The sequence below is a fragment of the Gorillibacterium massiliense genome (genome assembly GCF_000455485.1).
GTDB classification, from domain to species: Bacteria; Bacillota; Bacilli; order Paenibacillales; family NBRC-103111; genus Gorillibacterium; species Gorillibacterium massiliense.
In genome coordinates this window covers 13,323-30,715 of the sequence record NZ_CBQR020000094.1, presented here as the reverse complement: position 1 = coordinate 30,715, position 17,393 = coordinate 13,323, and the positions used below count along the sequence as shown (strand labels likewise).

Below are 17,393 nucleotides of genomic sequence, written 5' to 3'. Positions count from 1 at the left end.
TCTAAGATCGGGGGAGAACATGCGCGTATTCATTATCGGCGGTGTTGGCAATGGGAAATCCGTTTATGCGGAAAAGGTAGTAAGTGCATTAGCGGCAGGTCAAGATAATCTGTACTACGTGGCAACGATGCAGATCTATGATGAAGAGAGCCGGAGAAAAGTGGATCGGCACCTGGACGTAAGGGCGGGCAAAGGATTTGAAACCATTGAGCAGCCCGCTAATGTTGCAGAAACTCTGGCTCATATGAAGGATGGCGCGACCACTGTATTATTGGAGTGTATGACGAATTTGGTGGCAAACGAAATGTTCTCCGAGGCAGAAATGAAACCTCCCCTTGATGTCGCTGCCAAAATTTTTGAAGACATATGTTTCCTTAGCGAGAGGGTCGACCATCTGGTTATTGTCAGCAATAACGTGTTTGAAGACGGCATTCCATATGAAAATGGAACCAGAAGCTATATCGAAGCGCTTGGGAAGGTGCATGAACAGATCGCAAGCTGGGCGGATGTTGTAACGGAGGTCGTGGTCGGCATTCCGGTTCCGATTAAGGGTGAGCTATATAAATTGAACAAAAGAAACGGATGAAGGAACGGAGAAACCGATTGTTCTGGAAAAGCGTTAGCGGTCGCCTTTGCGATCCGATTCCTACTATAGGGTATTGTCTAATCGGGGAATCGGATCGCAACAGCGATTGGAAGAATAATCAGGTTTTGCAGGGACGGAATCCTTACATTCTTTTGTACATCTTATATAGTCATTTGACGATAGGAGTTTTTCTTATGGGGGAAGGCATATGTCGGTACTAAAAGCATTCGTGATCGCATTTTCCATGTACTCGAAAATCCCGATGCCACAGTTTGAGTGGAAGGACCGGGATATGAAATATGCCCTTTGCTTTTTTCCATGGGTCGGAGCTGTGATCGGACTTCTAACTTACGGTTGGGGAATGCTTTATCAGCATTATGAAGTCGGGCCGCTTTTCTTTGCAGCCGTTGGCACGGCAATCCCCATTCTCGTATCCGGCGGGCTGCATGTCGATGGGTATATGGATTCTATGGATGCCTTTCATTCTTATCAAAGCAGGGAAAAAAAGCTGGAGATCCTAAAGGACCCCCATATCGGCGCATTTTCTGTGATCCGAGTGATCGTGTATTATCTGCTTTATGTGGGCGCCTATTCGGAGTTAGGAAATCTGAAAGCGGTGGCGCTGGTGGGGGCAGGCTTTTTTCTTTCCCGCACCTTATGCGGAATTGGAGTAGTGAGCCTTCACGGTGCTAAAAAAGAGGGCCTGTTGTACATGTTCTCGAGCATTGCGCACGAAAAAGCGGTGAAAATCGCTCTGTATGCTCAGCTAGCGGGATGCGCGGCTGTCCTGCTCTATCTATCCCTATGGGTAGGAATAGCCGCTCTGGCAGGCGCATTACTGACCTTTTGCTATTACCGGTATCGCTGCTACAAAGAATTGGGAGGTATTACCGGTGATACGTCAGGATACTTTGTAACCCTCTGTGAAGGTGCAACGGTGATTATTGTCGCTGTATGCTGCATAGGCAAATTCATTTAAGGACCGGTGATTATGGAGCTCTATATTGGGGGATGTGCCCAAGGCAAATTAAACTATGTGCTAAAACAGACAGGCATTTCCGAGGAACGGGTAGTAGATGCTGCAACCTATTCTGATGGTGACGTTGAGGATGGGGCGAGAATTTTTAATCATTTTCATCGTTGGGTACGAAGCCAGGTTAAAGCGGGAAAAGATCCAGAGGATATGATCGCGAGGGTGCTATCCCGAAATCCTCATCTCATCATTATCAGCGATGAAGTCGGCAGTGGAATCGTGCCTATGGAAGCGGAAGAGAGAGAATACAGGGAGAAACTGGGCAGAATTCTTTGCAAACTGGCGGAAAAGGCGGTTAAGGTGGAGCGAATCCTATGCGGAATCGGACAGAAACTCAAATAAATCTGGTATTGATTAGGCATGGAGCAACTCCATCCAATGCAGAAGGCCGATATCTTGGACGAACGGAAGAGGATCTGTCTGCGGCCGGAAAAGAAAAGCTGCTTTTAAACAAGAAGATGGGAAAATATCCGCCGGCATCTATCGTTTTTTCAAGCCCCATGAAGCGTTGCAGGCAAACGGCGGATCTTCTCTATGACTGCAAGGATCCTATTTTGATAGAAGAGTGGAGAGAAGCGGATTTTGGCCGCTTTGAAGGAAAAAACCACCTTGACTTGAACGGCGATGCAGAGTATCAGAAGTGGATAGACAGTAACGGGGAATTGCCTTTTCCGGACGGTGAGAGCAGAGAAGATGTCATGGATCGATGCAAAATGGGCTTGATGAAGGTTGTAGACGAGCTATCCGTAAACGGCTTGACCGCAAAAGAGTCGTTCATAGCCGCTGTGGTACATGGAGGGAGCATGATGGCGCTTTTAAGCTCCTTTGGCGGCGGCAATTATTTTGATTACCAGTGCAGCAACGGAGAAGGGTATGTGTGCCGACTCACTTTTCTGGAGCACTCGCAGCCGAGTCTGGAAATATTGCGGAAATTATAGAGGGATATAGAATGACCTATCATATTGCAGCCTTTTTTATTGGCTTTGCGCTGGATCTGATGTTTGGTGACCCCTATTGGCTTCCCCATCCCATCCGGCTGATCGGAAGATGGATTGCGAAACTGGATCGCGTGCTTTTTGGCGATATCGGAAGGCAGCAGAGGGATAACAAAAGAGAGCTGCAAAAGGGGATTCTCTTGACGGCTCTCGTGTTGATTATGACAGCAGCAGGGAGCTTTTTTATTCTGTGGGGAGCTTACAAGATCGCACCTGTCTTTGGGCTGGTAGTGGAAAGCCTTATGACTTATCAGATTCTTGCCACCAAGTGCTTAAAGCTGGAGAGCATGAAGGTCTATGCCAAATTAAAGGAACAGGATCTGGAAGGCGCCAGGACGGCAGTATCGATGATTGTAGGACGGGACACGCAGAGCCTTGATGAAATCGGCGTAACCAAAGCTGCGATTGAAACCGTGGCTGAAAACACTTCAGACGGCGTTATTGCACCGATGCTCTATCTGGCGGTCGGTGGACCCGTTCTTGGTTTTCTCTATAAAGCGATTAATACCATGGATTCTATGGTGGGCTATAAGAATGACCGCTATTTGTATTTTGGAAGGGCCGCGGCGAAGCTGGATGATGCAGTCAATTTCATTCCGGCCAGAATCAGTGCAGCTATTATGATTTTTTCTTGCTATTTTGCAGGAATTGGGTACAACGGGCGGAATGCGTGGAGAATTTATAAAAGAGATCGAAAAAACCATGCCAGTCCCAACTCGGCTCATACGGAAGCGGTTTGTGCAGGGGCATTGGGTATCCGTCTAGCGGGGGATGCCAGTTATTCCGGAAAGATCGTCAAAAAGCCTTATATTGGAGATGCGCAAAGAGAAGTGGAGCGCGAAGATATTGCTCGTGTCAATCGTCTGCTGTATATTACAGCGGGCTTTTGCGAGGGAATATGCCTGATTTGCCTTTTTGCGGTTTATATGGTTTTGAAATGAGAGGGGTAAATCATGATTCATGGCGGTGACATTTATCGTAACAAGGTGAGTATTGATTTTTCGGTTAATGTGAATCCCCTTGGCATGCCGGCTTCCGTGAAAAGGGCCTTATTTGAAGCTGTGGAGCAGTGCGAAGCGTATCCGGATATCAAGGCGGAGAAGCTCGCCCAAGAGCTATCCCGAATGATAGGGGTTAGTAAAGAAACCATTCTCTTAGGAAACGGTGCCTCTGAATTATTTATGGCGATAGGGCGCGCTCTTGCTCCAAAACGGATTGTGATTCCGGTTCCCTCTTTTTTCGGTTACGAGAAGACGGCTATCTCTACGGGTGCCGAGATCTTTTATTATGAGATGAAAGAAAATAAGGGCTATCAATTGGATGAAGGGATTTTGGATCATCTTACCTACGATACGGATATTCTGTTTTTGACTAATCCTAACAATCCGGTAGGAAACAGGGTGGAGAGCAACCTGCTGGAGCGGATCGCGGAGGATTGCCGGAAGAAACAGATTTTCGTTGTGCTTGATGAATGCTTTCTGGAGTTTACGGGAGAGGATGAGCAACGCTCTTTTAAAAATAAGCTGGAGGACTATCCGAATGTCATTGTCATTCGTGCCTTTACCAAAATATTTGCCATACCGGGCGTAAGGCTCGGGTATCTTTTATGCGGAAATGAAGAGGTAAGGAAGCGGATTGAAAGACAGCTGCCGGAGTGGAACCTGTCTGCCTTTGCGCAATTGGCGGGTGTAGCCGCCTGTCAGGAGCGGGAATATATCTGGAATACCGTTCTGGTTGTGAGGGAGGAACGAGAATTTCTAGAGAGAAGCTTGCAGCAAATGGGTGTTCACGTGTACCCAAGCGAAGCGGACTTTCTTCTGTTAAAGACGGATATCGCTTTGTATGAAAAGCTTTTGGAGAAAGAAATACTCGTTCGGGACTGCCGTAATTTCCGGGGGTTAGGGATGGGATATTATCGGATTGCCGTCAAAAACCATTCCGACAATGAAGCGTTGATTCATGCGGTCAGAGGACTTGCTTCGAAAGAATGAAGAGGTACGAAAGTTGAAAAGGATTCCGCGGCAGTTGATCAGAAGATCAGCTGCTTTTTTTATTAAGCTAGGATCTTGCACATCATTTTTATATGTGTTATATATGTAATATAACAGATAATAAAACGGGCAGGTAGTTTATATGAACGGCTTCGGCATGTCAAAGCAGCAGTACCATAAGGAGAGATATCCATGTTCATAGAGCTCGATCTGCAATCGGAAACCCCGATTTACGCACAACTAGTTGACCAAATCGTCGAAGGGATCGCCTCCGGTACCTTGCAGCCGGGGGACCCGCTTCCGTCGGTCCGGAGCTTGGCGGAGGATTTAGGGATTAATCTCCATACCGTCAACAAGTCCTATAATTTGCTCAAGCAAGAGGGCTTTCTTCAAATACACCGGAAAAAGGGCGTTATCGTTCAATCCGACGGGATGCCCGGCGTGACGGAGGCCTTCGAGGAGAAGCTCCGACAGCAGCTGCGATCGCTTGCGGCAACAGCTGCGGTACGAGGCATGTCGGAAGAGACATTCGCGCAGATGAGTAGTTTGGTGTACCGGGATACCATTACAAATCGAGGAGGGAAACAATCTTGACACAAGAAACGATGATCATGATGTCGGGCCTTTATTTGATGTTTGCGCTGATGATCAGCATACTGGTTTTTTCTGGATCGCGGACCCTGCTGTTCGGCATCGCGCTTCCGACGGAGGCTTTGCAGGATGCGGCTGTCCGAGGCATTCGCAGGAAATATGTTTTGCTCACAGGCGGTTTTGCCGTCGTCATCGGGGGGGCTTGCTTGCTATTGACGCGTCATCAAACGGCGGGGCTGAGTTATCTGTGTTGGATAATGGCCATCTTGCTTTTAGCGATTATTTCACTCTGCGCCATTCGGATCAGTCGAATCTCCGCGCAACGCTTGAAGGCGGCTAGGGGCTGGCAGGTTGCCGTGCAGATGAAGCGCACAGCAAATCTTTCGGTCAGCCGGACGCATAGCTCGGTGCTGAGCTCTTGGTGGTATTCGGCGCATGTTGCCGCAATGACGCTATGTATCGTTTTTGCCGTTGCAAGGTGGGATGTGATTCCTCAGTGGATTGCCACACATATGGGGCCGAACGACTTTCCGGATCATTACATATTCAAATCCGTACGGACCGTATTCATGATGAACATCGTGCAAGCGTTGATGACCCTGTTTTTCACCGGCATTCATCTAATGATCGGCCGTGCCAGGATGTCTCTGGATCCCCAGGACCGGGAAGGTTCGCTAAGGAAACAGTTGAGGCTCAAGAAAATTCATTCGATTACGGTTTGGGGCATCTCGCTGCTGGGGGTTGCAAATATAGGGTTGCTGCAAGCCGTAATGCTATACGGCTGGAAGCTCAATCTGCTCTTCCGCTTCAACATCTCGTTTCTAGCAGCGTTCTTCTTAGCGCTGATCGTTGTCGTGCTTTACCCGCGAATCAGAGGCTTTGATCAGCATAGGGACGTTCCGTCGCAGGAGGAGAGGCGCTGGAAGTGGCTCGGTAGCGTTTATGTGAACTCTGAAGACCCGGCATTGTTCGTTCCGGATCGATACGGATTTGGCTGGACGATCAATATGGCTAATCCACTCGGTAGGATCATAGCCGCTGCGACAATAGCCGTTTTGGTGGCCGCCTTACTTGTATCCTTTTTCAATTTTCGATAAGTGAATCAATCTCCGGAAGGAGAGTTCAACTGATGAATAGTCGATGGACAATAGGAGCTGTGCTTGTCTGACACTTTCGGTGTTGTATTTTGCTCCCGCACAGTATAGAATGAATTGATAAAAAATAACTGGAAGGAGTGGGAATATGAGGTGGAAGATGAAGGCTTATAACAAGTCGACTGTTACAATTTCATATTCTCGTTCCATTAAGACACTAAAGCACTCGTTGCTTTAGTGTTTTTTATTTGCGCGGAGGTGTTCATTTGACAAGGTACAAAAGAGTTCTTATTAAACTAAGCGGTGGAGCAGTTGCCGGAAACACAGAATTTGGTTTTGAGCCTGAAAGGTTGGACCATATTGCCAATGAAATTATGTCAGTCGTGAATCTAGGCGTTGAGGTATCATTAGTTATAGGTGGAGGGAATATTTTTCGCGGTAATATGGCGGAAAGCTGGGGAATAGAAAGAGCAGAAGCTGACAACATCGGGACGCTTGCAACTGTTATTAATAGCCTGATGCTTCGAGGAGTTCTTAAAGCCAAAACAAACAAAGAAGTTCGTGTAATGACAGCAATACCTACTACATCTGTTGCAGAACCATTCATCAGACTAAGAGCAGTTCACCATCTGGAAAAGGGCTACATCGTAATTTTTGCAGGAGGAAACGGACAACCCTACGTTACAACGGATTACCCTTCCGTTCAAAGGGCAATCGAAGTAAATTGTGAAGCTTTGTTAGTTGCAAAACAAGGCGTAGATGGTGTTCTCAATGCAGACCCTAAGTTCGACAAAGAAGCAAGGAAGTTCAAGTCACTTCACTACAACGATGTTTTAAAAAATAACTTGAAGGTAATGGATCAATCAGCTTTCATCTTAGCTAGAGACTACAATCTGCCAATGCATGTATTTAATTTTGATAAACCGAGCTCAATGAAAGAAATTTGTGAGGGGAAAGATAATGGTACGATAATTAGCGGTGAGTCCATTTTGGAATTGGAATGAGTTGAAGATTATGAGGGAGCATAATAACGCTCCCTCTTTTTTCGTAATACTTGCCCTTACAGACAGCACGGTGAACCGAACCACATATATTTGGTAAAGTGTAGAGGGTTGATTAAGCTAATGGGTACGATCGATCAAAAAGCCGCCTCTTGAAAAGGCGGCTTTTTGATCGATCTAATTTTACATAGTCTTAGCCATTATTCTTTGAGGTCGTTCCCTAACTATTTGGTTTCACAAGATCCGTGACGTCGAAACTCTATTCAGCCAGCTCATTCAGCTTGACCGCGCACTTGCGGGCAGCAGCCAGGTTGGAGGCTTCCATCAGGCGGGTGAGGTCGACGGCTAACTGGATGTTTTCATCCGCAGTGGTGCCGTTTTGAATGTGGCCGACCCATTGGCTGAAAGCAGGCTCCCGGTTTTCAAGTAGCGGAAGTTCCTCCCACTCGTTGCCCACCTGTTCGACGGTTTCCAAATAGATGCGGTCGGGATTCGGTGCGCCATAGACCAGGGTTCCCTTCGTGCCGTTGATCTCGATGGTAAAGGGAGAGCGCGGATTCATGAAGCCCGCTTCCACGACGGCGACAGCGCCGTTTCCATATTGCAGAACCGCCACCGCGTTGTCTTCCACTTCTTTGCCTGAGATGTATCCGTAGGTAGCGGTAACGCTTTCCGGCAGACCCAAAAACAAACGGGCCAAATACATCGGGTGGCAGCCCAGGTCGATCAGCGCCCCGCCACCGCATTGTTCCTTGTTGAAGAAATGCTCGGGCAGCCATCCGGCCAAAGCGCCGTCATGGGACAGGCGGGTACGAACATGGATCAAGTCACCCAGCTTTCCGGCTTTCAGCACATCTTGAATCGCTAGCGTATATCCGTCATTCAACCGCGGCAGGGAAACGGTAAGTTTAACGCCGTTTTTTTCAACGGCTTGGAGGATATCGTTGACTTCATGGAGTGTGGGGGCGATGACTTTTTCCGTAAAAATATGTTTACCTGCATTTGCTGCTGCGATCATAACCTCCCGGTGCCGGTTGGTCGGAGTAACGATGATGACACCGTCGATATCTGGAGATGCCAGAAGTTCGTCCAGATTTTCGTAAAACGGAACGTTCCGGGCTTCCGCCTCTTTCCGGCCCCGTTCGGGAATTTCGTCCCAAATGGCGACGATTTCCGTATCGGGATGAGCATCGGCTTCTCTTGCGTAATCCTTTGCGTGTACATGCCAATAGCTGAGCAAGGCTAATTTGATCATAGGGTTCACCCTCCGGTAATGGAATACCCTAGTAGTATAGCATATCGCATCTGAGACGATGGCAAACGGAATCCCTTGAAACCTTTTGAATTATCCTATGAAAATATGGGAAAGGGGGAGTTTCGAGAGAAAACAGAGTATAATAGAAACACGCCTGACTAATAGGCACTCTATGAATAAAAGATTGGAGAATCATCTACGTGGATACGAAAACAATCGCCGAACCGAATCCGAAAGTATTGATCGTCGACGGGATGGCCTTGCTGTTTAGAGCCTATTACGCTCAATCTTATTCCGCACGGCTAGTTAAAGGCGTCCCCACCAATGCCATTTTCGGCTTTCTGCATTATCTATTCGATGCAATTCATACCTTTGAACCGAGCCACGTCGTCTGCTGCTGGGACATGGGTAGCAAAACCTTCCGCACCGAGCTTTATGATGGCTACAAGCAAAACCGCGGCGAACCGCCGTTGGAGCTGATACCGCAATTTGACCTGGTGAAGGAAGTCGTTGCGGATATGGGGGTCACGAACATCGGCATCGCAGGTTTTGAGGCGGACGATTGCATCGGCACCTTGGCAAAGCAGCTGAGCACGCAAGCGGAGGTCTATATTTTGACCGGCGATCACGATATGCTCCAACTGGTAAGTGAAACGATCAAAGTCGTCATCATGAAAAAGGGCAAGCTGAACTACGCCGTGTACGATCCGGATTTCCTCTTCGCCGAAAGGCAACTCACCCCGCTGCAGGTCATTGATTTAAAAGGTTTCATGGGCGACACCAGCGACAACTACCCCGGTGTAAAAGGCATCGGCGAAAAGACGGCGCTGAAGTTGATCGTTGACTACGAATCGGTTGAAGGCGTACTGGCCAATTTGGACAAGCTGCCGAAAGGTGTCCGCGGCAAAATCGAAGCGGACCTCGATATGCTGCATCTGTCCCGGGACTTGGCGCGGATTCGCCTGGATGCTCCCGTTACCTGCAAGCTGGACGATTGTCTGTGGAACGTGCGACTGGAGCCAGCGAAGAAGCGATTCATGGATCTGGAATTCGGCAGCTTGGTTAAGCTGTTGGAAAAGCACGCCAAAGCGGAAGGCGACGCCGATCTTTTTGCCGAGCCGGAAGTGCAGACTCTATTTTAGTCGGAAATTAATGTGATATGGGGTTGCCCTAAAAGGTCATCAAGATCAGACCTAGGGGCGCCTCTTATTTTTTTTGTGAAAAGTTCGATGAACAACTCTCCAACTTTTATAATGAACTAATGCGAGCGCGTGTTCGATATACAGGCGCTCATGAAGCTATTAATTTCTTTTTGGTGTTTTCAGCCGTTCATCGATTTAATCTTGAATCTTCGTAATGATGCGATTAATATGAAATGGCCGATTGCGGACGAAGAGCACAACTGGTTAGCCCGATATATCGGCTGCGAAAAACAGACTCCATAATTCATAATGAGGTGACAGAATTGAAAAAAGTGTTGCTGCTCGGAGATTCGATCCGTTTGGGTTACCAGCCTTACGTTCAGGAAGGTTTAAAAAACGAGGCCGTCGTTGTCGGGCCGGAGGAGAACGGCCGATTCGCCAAGCATACGCTTTGGGGCGTAAATCTATGGATCAATGAATTGGGCGTACCCGACATCGTGCATTGGAACAACGGGTTATGGGACCTGCATCATGAAGCGCCAATGGTGGAAGCGTTGACGCCGCTGCCCGAATACCTGGATCAAATGCGCCGGATTATTAACGAATTGGAACGGTACGGCGCAAAAATCATCTTCGCTACGACCATTCCCGTATTGCCGGACAGCATAGGCAGGAGTAACGCGGAGATCGATTTGTACAATCAGGCCACAATAGAGCTGATGCAGACCAAAAAAATTGAGGTCAACGATCTGAACCTGCTGGTGAAACAAGGGCTTCCGGATCTCATTTGCGAGGATCGCTTGCATCTGACGGAAGAAGGCTCCCGTCTGTGCGCCAATCAGACCATGGAGTTCATCCGCAAATATCTCTAATCGAATCCTTATAAAACGGGCTTTCCGAAGGTAGTTATGCTACTGCAGGAAAGCTTTTTTTGTGTAACGTAGAGGATGTCATATTATGGAACGAATAAATCCTCCATTTTTCTTAAAAAAAGTGGAATTATTCTTCAGGTGGTGATACACTATCTTCAGAGGCAAGAAACCGGTGCCTTGAAGCAAAACCGAATAAAACGATTGAACATCATTACACCTATCTTTTGTAAGCGTTTCATGCTCAGTTGCTTTTCCGGTTTCGCGGAACATGTGTTTTCCAAACAGTATGGGGGGTTAGCGGGAACAACAAGCCATACTAAAAAACAACAAGAAAATCGAGAATGAAAGGGTGTAAGACAGATGAAAGTGAAGATGAAACGTGTAGTATCCATGCTTCTTGTATCCATGATGGCCGCAGGGCTGTTGGCCGGCTGCGGTGGCGGTTCGAAATCCGAAGGGGACGGAAACGGAAATGCTTCCACCGGGACGAAGGAAAAGAAAGTCGAGCTGGAGTTCTGGACCATTTCGCTCCAACCCACCTTCAATGACTATTTCAAAAAGCTGATCACCGAGTTTGAAGGCCAGCATCCGAACGTGAAAATCGATTGGAAAGACTACCCTTACGATGCGATCCAAAACAAATTGCTCACCAGCATCGCTAGCGACCAAGCTCCGGACGTCATCAACTTAAATACGGAAATGGCTAACCAAATGGGCACGAAAAACGCGATGGTCGATCTCAATGCGGAATTGACGAATGAGCAGAAGGCCTTGTATTTCCCAGGTCTCTATGATTCAACCGTGATCAACGGTAAAGCCTATGCGCTGCCATGGTATACCGGCCTTCCTGTACTTTTTATGAATAAAGAATTGATTGAAAAAGCTGGTTTAGATATCAACAATCCGCCTAAAACGAACGAAGAGTATAACGCTTGGGCGAAACAAATCAAGGAAAAAACGGGCAAAGCGGGTTACACGATCAAAGCAGACGCCGAGCTGTTCGTGGCTGAAGGCGAGAAGCTTCTGACGGATGACAACAGCGCGCCGGCCTTTAATACGCCGGGAACCGAAAAAATCCTGGCTGACTATGTTCAAATGATCAAAGACGGATACATTCCGAAAGAAGATGCGATCTACACGAAACAAATTCAATACTTTGCCAGCGAACAAGTTGCCATGACCGTGTCTACTTCTTCCTTCATCAATCAGTTGAAAACGTCTTCCCAAGATGTTTATGCCAAAACCGTAGCGGCTCCTGCTCCTGTAGGTAAAGGCAATGTACGCTTCTCGCAGACGATGAATATCGGGGTTCCAGCGGCAACCAAAAATAAAGCAGAGGCGATCGAGTTTGCTCTGTTTGTAACCAATGCGGCTAACCAGCTTCAATTCTCCAAAGAAGCCAATACCCTGCCATCCACGGTGGACTCCATTAAGGATCCGTTCTTTACGGAGGACGACGGAACTTTGGAAGCCAAAGCAAAAGTGGCGTCGGCCCAAAGCTTGGACAAAGCGAGAGACTTCCTGCTTGGTGTGCAAAACGCGAACGATATCCGCGATGCGGTAGCAAAACGATTGCAAAGCGTAATCCTGAACTATTCCGATATCGCTAAGGAATTGAAAGCGGCAGAAAAGGATGTCAAAACCATAATGAGCAGATAATAGTTTTAGGGCGATAGGCAGGGGTGTTGCTATAATTCTCCTGCCTATCATTATGTTAAGGTGGTGGGTTAAAGTGTCTGCACAAGCAGTGAAAAAAGAATCCTTGAAATCCAAATTCGGCAAGGGCAGGAGATCGGAAGCGATGCTCGGATGGTCGTTCATGGCCCCTGGGTTGATCCTGCTTGCACTATTCGTTTTTTGGCCGATCGTTTATAGCGTTCCGCTTGCCTTTACCAATTACTCCGTCATTGATAAAACCCGGTTTGTCGGCTTCGATAACTTCGTTCGTGCCTTCCAGGACGATAAGTTTCTGATCTCTTTATGGAATTCCTTCGTCTATATCATCGTGGTGCCTTTTATCCAAATCATCTCCATCTTCATGGCGATCTTGGTCAACAGTAAAGTGAAGGGAATCAACGCCTTCCGTACCGCCTATTACATTCCGGTCGTTACCTCGATGGTCGCGGTTGCAATCATTTGGAGTTGGCTGTTGTCTTCGAACGGGGTTATTAACTACCTCTTCATGAGCTTGGGACTGATGGATGAACCGCTCGGCTGGTTAACGAACCAGAAAACCGCTCTCGCGTCGGTCATGTTCGTAACGTTGTGGAAGGGCATAGGCTACTACATGATGCTTTATTTGGCCGGCTTGCAATCCATACCTAAAGATTTGCAGGAAGCGGCGATGATCGACGGTGCGACGAAATTCCAAACGATCCGCAAAGTCACGATTCCGATGCTGAAGCCTTACGTTTTCTTCTGCTCCCTGATCTCCCTGATGGGCGCCATCCGGGTGTTTGATGAAGTGTTCGTCTTGACGTCGGGCGGACCCGGCACCGCAACGTTGACCTCCAGTCTGTACATTTACGAGCAAGGTTTCAAAAAATTCGATTTCGGTTATTCCTCCGCTTTGGGTCTAATCGTCAGCATAATTATCGCGCTTCTTAGCATTTTGATGTTCCGCGTCAACAAGAAGGGTGGTGTCAATCCATATTAATGGATGAATCTTATGAAGAAGACTATTCTCAATGGTTTTAATAAAACACTCATCTATCTGCTTCTCATATTGTTTGCGCTCTTAATGATGGGCCCTTTTCTATGGCTGTTAAGTGTGTCGCTCATGCCGGGAAAAAATATTTTTGCGTTCCCGCCGGCGATTCTGCCTACCTTTATTAATTTCGGTAACTACGTTCAAGTTTGGAAATTCATGGACTTCCCTAAATATATCACCAACACCCTCATCATGGCGGTGATCGGGGTGATCATGAACGTCGTATTGTCTTGCCTGACCGCCTATCCCCTCGCCGCTTTCAAGTTTAAAGGCAGAGATTCCGTTTTTACGCTGCTTGTGGCTACCATGATTATCCCTGCGGCTGCGGGTATGGTCGTGAACTATTTGACGATTGATGCGTTAGGTGTCATGGGGAATTACATGGCGGTCATCCTGCCGTCCGGGGTCAGCGTATTTAATATTTTCCTGATGCGTCAGGCGTTTATGACGGTTCCTTTTGAGTTAAGGGATTCCGGGAAAATCGACGGGGCAAGCGAACTGCGCATATGGGGTCAGCTCATGCTTCCGGTCGTAAAGCCGAGCATCGCCGTCATCGTGCTGCTCGAGTTCATGGGGAGATGGAACGATTTCTTGTGGCCGATGATCGTGTTGAACGATACCGGCAAGTATCCGCTCGCCTCGGCACTGAGCTTCCTGAACGGACAATTCGCTTACAATTTCGGTTGGATCGCTGCAGGGACAGTTATCTCGGTGGTTCCGATCATCATCGTATTCCTGTTTACGCAAAAATATTATATGGAAGGAATTTCGGGTGCGGTTAAAGGTTAAGGCTGTCGACATCGCACCGAATAGGTAATAATGCCATGAAAGACTACCATTATTATTTCAGGGATATGTATCACCACGGCGAGTACGTGGAATTCGAAGGGAAAAAGCTGGTTTGCGAGTTATCGTCGCGTTTTGGGATGAATCAGGAATTCGAAGGTATCATTTCTTCCGACTTGATTGAGATCCAGACGATGTACAAAGAATACGTCGAAGAAGATTATGAACTCGGCAATGTCAAGCTGCATTTCGAATACAACGGCGAGCTTGCTCAAGACGGTTATATTTTGCAAATTGAGCAAGAGACCATCACGGTGTTCGCCAGCAACAAACGCGGGATCAAATATGCGATCGATGCGTTGGGGCTGCTGCTTGAGCCGTGCGAAAAAGGGTTGCGGCTGCCGAAAGCGACGATCCACGATGAGCCGTCTTTTCCGATCCGGGGCATCATCGAGGGGTTTTATGGAGTGCCATGGAGCTTCGAGGACCGGATGGATTCCATCGATTTCATGAGCAAGCATCGCATGAATGCCTATATGTACGCGCCAAAGGACGACGAATATCACCGGGAGCTATGGAGAGAACCGTACCCTGCCGAGGAATTCGATAAGATCAGACAGTTGAAACAGCACTGTGACAAGCACCAGGTCGACTTCTTCTATTGCATTAGCCCGGGTAAAGATATGAAATTTACGTCGCAAGACGATTTTGCCTTGATTCAGCAAAAACTCAAGTCAATGATGGACATCGGCATCCGGAACTTCGCCATTTTGATGGATGACATCGATTACGTGCTGAAGGAAGAAAATAAAAATTTCCTGGGAAGAGCGGGCGTGGCCCATGCTTATCTGGTGAACGAAATCAATCGATACTTGAAACAAGAGCTGTATCAGTATCAATTGGTAATGTGCCCTTCGGAATATTGGTCCTACTGGGATACGGAATACAAGAAGGATATCCGCGGACTCATGGATCCGGAAGTGCTCGTGTTCTGGACGGGATACTTCGTGTTTGCGCCGACGATTGACCGGACCCATGCGAAGAATAACCGGGAGTATTACGGCCATGACTTCATTCTTTGGGATAATGTTCCGGTAAACGACGCAGATAAGGACCGGATCTTCCTGGACCCGGTACGGAACCGCTATTCGAAATTGAATCAGCACGGACATGTCGGCTTTGTGAGCAATCCGATGAACCAATGGGAACTGTCGAAGATCAGCCTGGTGACCCTGTCCCACTATATGTGGAACAGCGAACGGTACAATGCGGATTATTCCTGGAAGCTCGCTATCGAACAATTTGCACCGGACCATGTGGATTCAATGACATTTTTCTGCCGCAACAATGAGAACCGTCGTTTATGGTTCGGAAAGAACGAGCAGTTGGAACAGGCGCTCAAAGATCGCAGCATGCAGGAAATCGACCGGCACTTTAAGAAATTTGCAGAGGTCCTTGCCGATTTGTCCGGGATGAGAAACGAGAAATTCCATGTTGAAGTGAAGCCGTGGTTCGAGCGGGCTGAAATGGATATCCGGCTTTGGCATGCGATCTTGGCTTGCGAAAACGATCCGACGGACGGCAACCGGGAGAAGGTACGGGAGTGGGTTGAGAAGTGCAGCTTTTGCAGCGTGCGCATCGGCAGCGATATGGCGATGAAGGCTGCGCAGGAATGGGGATATGCAAAGAAGCAGGAGAACAAAAAAGAGACAACTCACGAAGAGTTGATAGAATCGGCATCATCGCAATCGCTATCTTAAGCCGATCCTGAGAGATAGGAGAGGAAGCCAAATGAAACCACGCAAAAAGATTCTATATATTCCTTTGGACGAACGTCCCTGTAATTATCAATTTCCTTTAGATTTGGCGTCGGGAACTGACATGGAAATCATTGCGCCCCCGCTCGAAATGATGGGGCAGAAGAAACAACCCGGAAACACAGAACAGCTTTGGCAGTGGCTTAAGGAGCATGCGAAGGAAGCCGACGGAGCCGTGCTATCTCTGGATACGCTATTGTACGGCGGAATTATTCCTTCTCGGTTGCACCAACTGACGATAGCATCCTGTGAAACCAAACTGGAGCAATTGGCTCAATTGAAACAGGCGAACCCGGATTTGAAAATATTTGCCTTCAGTTTGATCATGCGCTGTCCTCGTTACTCCAGCAGCGATGAAGAACCGGATTACTACGGAGAATGGGGAGCGGAAATATTCCGCCAAGGCTACATCGCCCATCGAATCGAACTGGGAATCGCAACAGAAGAAGAACAGTCGGCGAAGGCACAGCTGGATACGGCCTTGCCAAAAGACGTATTGGAAGATTACTTAGCCAGACGCGCGGTCAATATCGAAGTGAACAAGTTGGCCGTCCGGTATGCGAAAGACCGGATTATCGATTTCATGATCGTTCCGCAGGATGATTCTGCTCCCTTCGGCTTAACCGCGGTGGATCAGCAGAAGGTGCGGGAGTACGTGAAAGTGCAAGGCGTCGAATTGAACGTATATATGTACCCTGGGGCTGATGAGGTCGGTTGTACGCTTTTGGCCCGGATGATCAACGCGTTCAAAGGATGCAAGCCGCTCGTATACCCTCATTTTGCAAGCGTGCAGGGTCCTTTTGTTACTCCTTTATATGAAGATCGGATTTTCTATGAAAGTTTAAAATATCAAATTATCGCGGCCGGCGGCCTCGTTGCGTCCTCCATGACCGATGCCGATTTGGTGCTGCTCGTAAATAGCCCCGGTGACAAGATGATGGAGGCTGTCGCGCAAGAGACAGCCAATGCAGGCTATCACGTATTGCGGAATATCGTCGAGTTGACCGAAATGGCGGATTATGTCGTGCATAACCTGAAGAAGCCTTGCGTCGTGGCGGATATCGCCTTCGCGAATGGGGCGGATTTGAATCTGGTTCGTTTGCTTCGCGAGAAGAAGCTGCTGTTCAAGCTGGCCGGCTACGCGGGCTGGAACACGAGCTCGAACTCGCTCGGCACTTGCATTGCCCAAGGCATGATTTACAACATTTACGGCGAAACCGAGCCTCATCTGGATTTTCTGGCGCTCCGGTATACGGAGGATGCGGGATATTGCTCCAAAGTACGCCACGTAGTATGCGATCATATGCTTCCGGACTATCAAATGGATTACTTCGAAGTGGACGGACTGCGGGGCGTGGCAGCTCGGTTGGTGCGGGAGCAACTGACGGAATTTGTGGATAGGCATATCAATGATGAAGAACATCGCGTCGTAATCGACGATTGCTATATGCCGTGGAGCCGGATGTTCGAAGTAGGGCTGCGAACGCATCTGGTTCGAACGATGCCGGAGCGGGGGTGAG

At 48.1% G+C, this 17,393-nt stretch carries 17 protein-coding genes; 16 read left to right on the top strand and 1 reads right to left on the bottom strand.

Translation table 11 applies throughout. From position 1 onward, the window contains the following. The first annotated feature begins 19 nt into the window (after positions 1–19). The 9 genes from TJ79_RS11115 to pyrH all read left to right on the top strand — a co-directional run bounded on the left by TJ79_RS11115 (position 20) and on the right by pyrH (position 7,294). Entirely contained in the window at positions 20–586 is a 567-nt protein-coding gene (locus tag TJ79_RS11115) for a bifunctional adenosylcobinamide kinase/adenosylcobinamide-phosphate guanylyltransferase (RefSeq protein WP_040950379.1), read from the top strand. A 208-nt stretch (positions 587–794) separates the two neighbouring features. After that, entirely contained in the window at positions 795–1,565 is a 771-nt protein-coding gene (locus TJ79_RS11110; RefSeq protein ID WP_040950378.1) for an adenosylcobinamide-GDP ribazoletransferase, read from the top strand. 12 nt (positions 1,566–1,577) lie between these two features. Beyond that, complete coding sequence (locus tag TJ79_RS11105; RefSeq protein ID WP_040950377.1) at positions 1,578–1,961, top strand: bifunctional adenosylcobinamide kinase/adenosylcobinamide-phosphate guanylyltransferase; 384 nt, start codon at positions 1,578–1,580, stop codon at positions 1,959–1,961. Continuing rightward, a complete protein-coding gene (locus TJ79_RS11100; RefSeq protein ID WP_040950376.1) occupies positions 1,934–2,557 on the top strand; it encodes a histidine phosphatase family protein in 624 nt (207 codons plus the stop codon). The genes TJ79_RS11105 and TJ79_RS11100 overlap by 28 nt, the downstream gene beginning before the upstream one ends. 11 nt (positions 2,558–2,568) lie before the next feature. Then, positions 2,569–3,555, top strand: coding sequence for an adenosylcobinamide-phosphate synthase CbiB (gene cbiB / locus TJ79_RS11095; RefSeq protein ID WP_040950375.1), 987 nt, complete (start codon positions 2,569–2,571; stop codon positions 3,553–3,555). Between the two features lie 12 nt (positions 3,556–3,567). Next, positions 3,568–4,605 carry a pyridoxal phosphate-dependent aminotransferase gene (locus TJ79_RS11090; RefSeq protein ID WP_040950374.1) on the top strand — a complete coding sequence of 346 codons (1,038 nt, stop codon included), beginning with the start codon at positions 3,568–3,570 and terminating at the stop codon, positions 4,603–4,605. Positions 4,606–4,797: 192 nt separating this feature from the next. Further along, positions 4,798–5,199 carry a GntR family transcriptional regulator gene (locus TJ79_RS11085; protein WP_040950373.1) on the top strand — a complete coding sequence of 134 codons (402 nt, stop codon included), beginning with the start codon at positions 4,798–4,800 and terminating at the stop codon, positions 5,197–5,199. Beyond that, a complete protein-coding gene (locus tag TJ79_RS11080) occupies positions 5,196–6,293 on the top strand; it encodes a DUF5808 domain-containing protein (protein WP_040950372.1) in 1,098 nt (365 codons plus the stop codon). Before TJ79_RS11085 ends, TJ79_RS11080 begins: the two co-directional genes overlap by 4 nt. A 263-nt stretch (positions 6,294–6,556) precedes the next feature. Then, a complete protein-coding gene (gene pyrH / locus TJ79_RS11075) occupies positions 6,557–7,294 on the top strand; it encodes a UMP kinase (RefSeq protein ID WP_040950371.1) in 738 nt (245 codons plus the stop codon). 256 nt (positions 7,295–7,550) lie between these two features. Here pyrH and TJ79_RS11070 read toward each other — a convergent pair whose 3' ends face one another. Then, a complete protein-coding gene (locus tag TJ79_RS11070; RefSeq protein ID WP_040950370.1) occupies positions 7,551–8,546 on the bottom strand; it encodes a Gfo/Idh/MocA family protein in 996 nt (331 codons plus the stop codon). 215 nt (positions 8,547–8,761) lie between these two features. On the opposite strand from TJ79_RS11070, the gene TJ79_RS11065 reads away from it, so the two are divergent. The 7 genes from TJ79_RS11065 to TJ79_RS11035 all read left to right on the top strand — a co-directional run bounded on the left by TJ79_RS11065 (position 8,762) and on the right by TJ79_RS11035 (position 17,392). Continuing rightward, a complete protein-coding gene (locus TJ79_RS11065) occupies positions 8,762–9,688 on the top strand; it encodes a 5'-3' exonuclease (protein ID WP_155987848.1) in 927 nt (308 codons plus the stop codon). Between the two features lie 314 nt (positions 9,689–10,002). Further along, the gene (locus tag TJ79_RS11060; RefSeq protein ID WP_238322958.1) at positions 10,003–10,560 is read left to right on the top strand and encodes an SGNH/GDSL hydrolase family protein; all 558 of its coding nucleotides are present in this window, start codon (positions 10,003–10,005) and stop codon (positions 10,558–10,560) included. A gap of 360 nt (positions 10,561–10,920) precedes the next feature. Then, the gene (locus TJ79_RS11055) at positions 10,921–12,219 is read left to right on the top strand and encodes an ABC transporter substrate-binding protein (protein WP_081756854.1); all 1,299 of its coding nucleotides are present in this window, start codon (positions 10,921–10,923) and stop codon (positions 12,217–12,219) included. Between the two features lie 73 nt (positions 12,220–12,292). Then, positions 12,293–13,216, top strand: coding sequence for a carbohydrate ABC transporter permease (locus tag TJ79_RS11050; protein WP_238322956.1), 924 nt, complete (start codon positions 12,293–12,295; stop codon positions 13,214–13,216). A gap of 3 nt (positions 13,217–13,219) precedes the next feature. After that, a complete protein-coding gene (locus TJ79_RS11045) occupies positions 13,220–14,059 on the top strand; it encodes a carbohydrate ABC transporter permease (RefSeq protein ID WP_052339497.1) in 840 nt (279 codons plus the stop codon). Positions 14,060–14,094: 35 nt separating this feature from the next. Continuing rightward, positions 14,095–15,816 carry a protein O-GlcNAcase gene (locus TJ79_RS11040; protein WP_052339496.1) on the top strand — a complete coding sequence of 574 codons (1,722 nt, stop codon included), beginning with the start codon at positions 14,095–14,097 and terminating at the stop codon, positions 15,814–15,816. 31 nt (positions 15,817–15,847) lie between these two features. Beyond that, positions 15,848–17,392, top strand: coding sequence for a DUF4127 family protein (locus TJ79_RS11035; protein WP_040950367.1), 1,545 nt, complete (start codon positions 15,848–15,850; stop codon positions 17,390–17,392). Position 17,393: the final 1 nt, after the last annotated feature.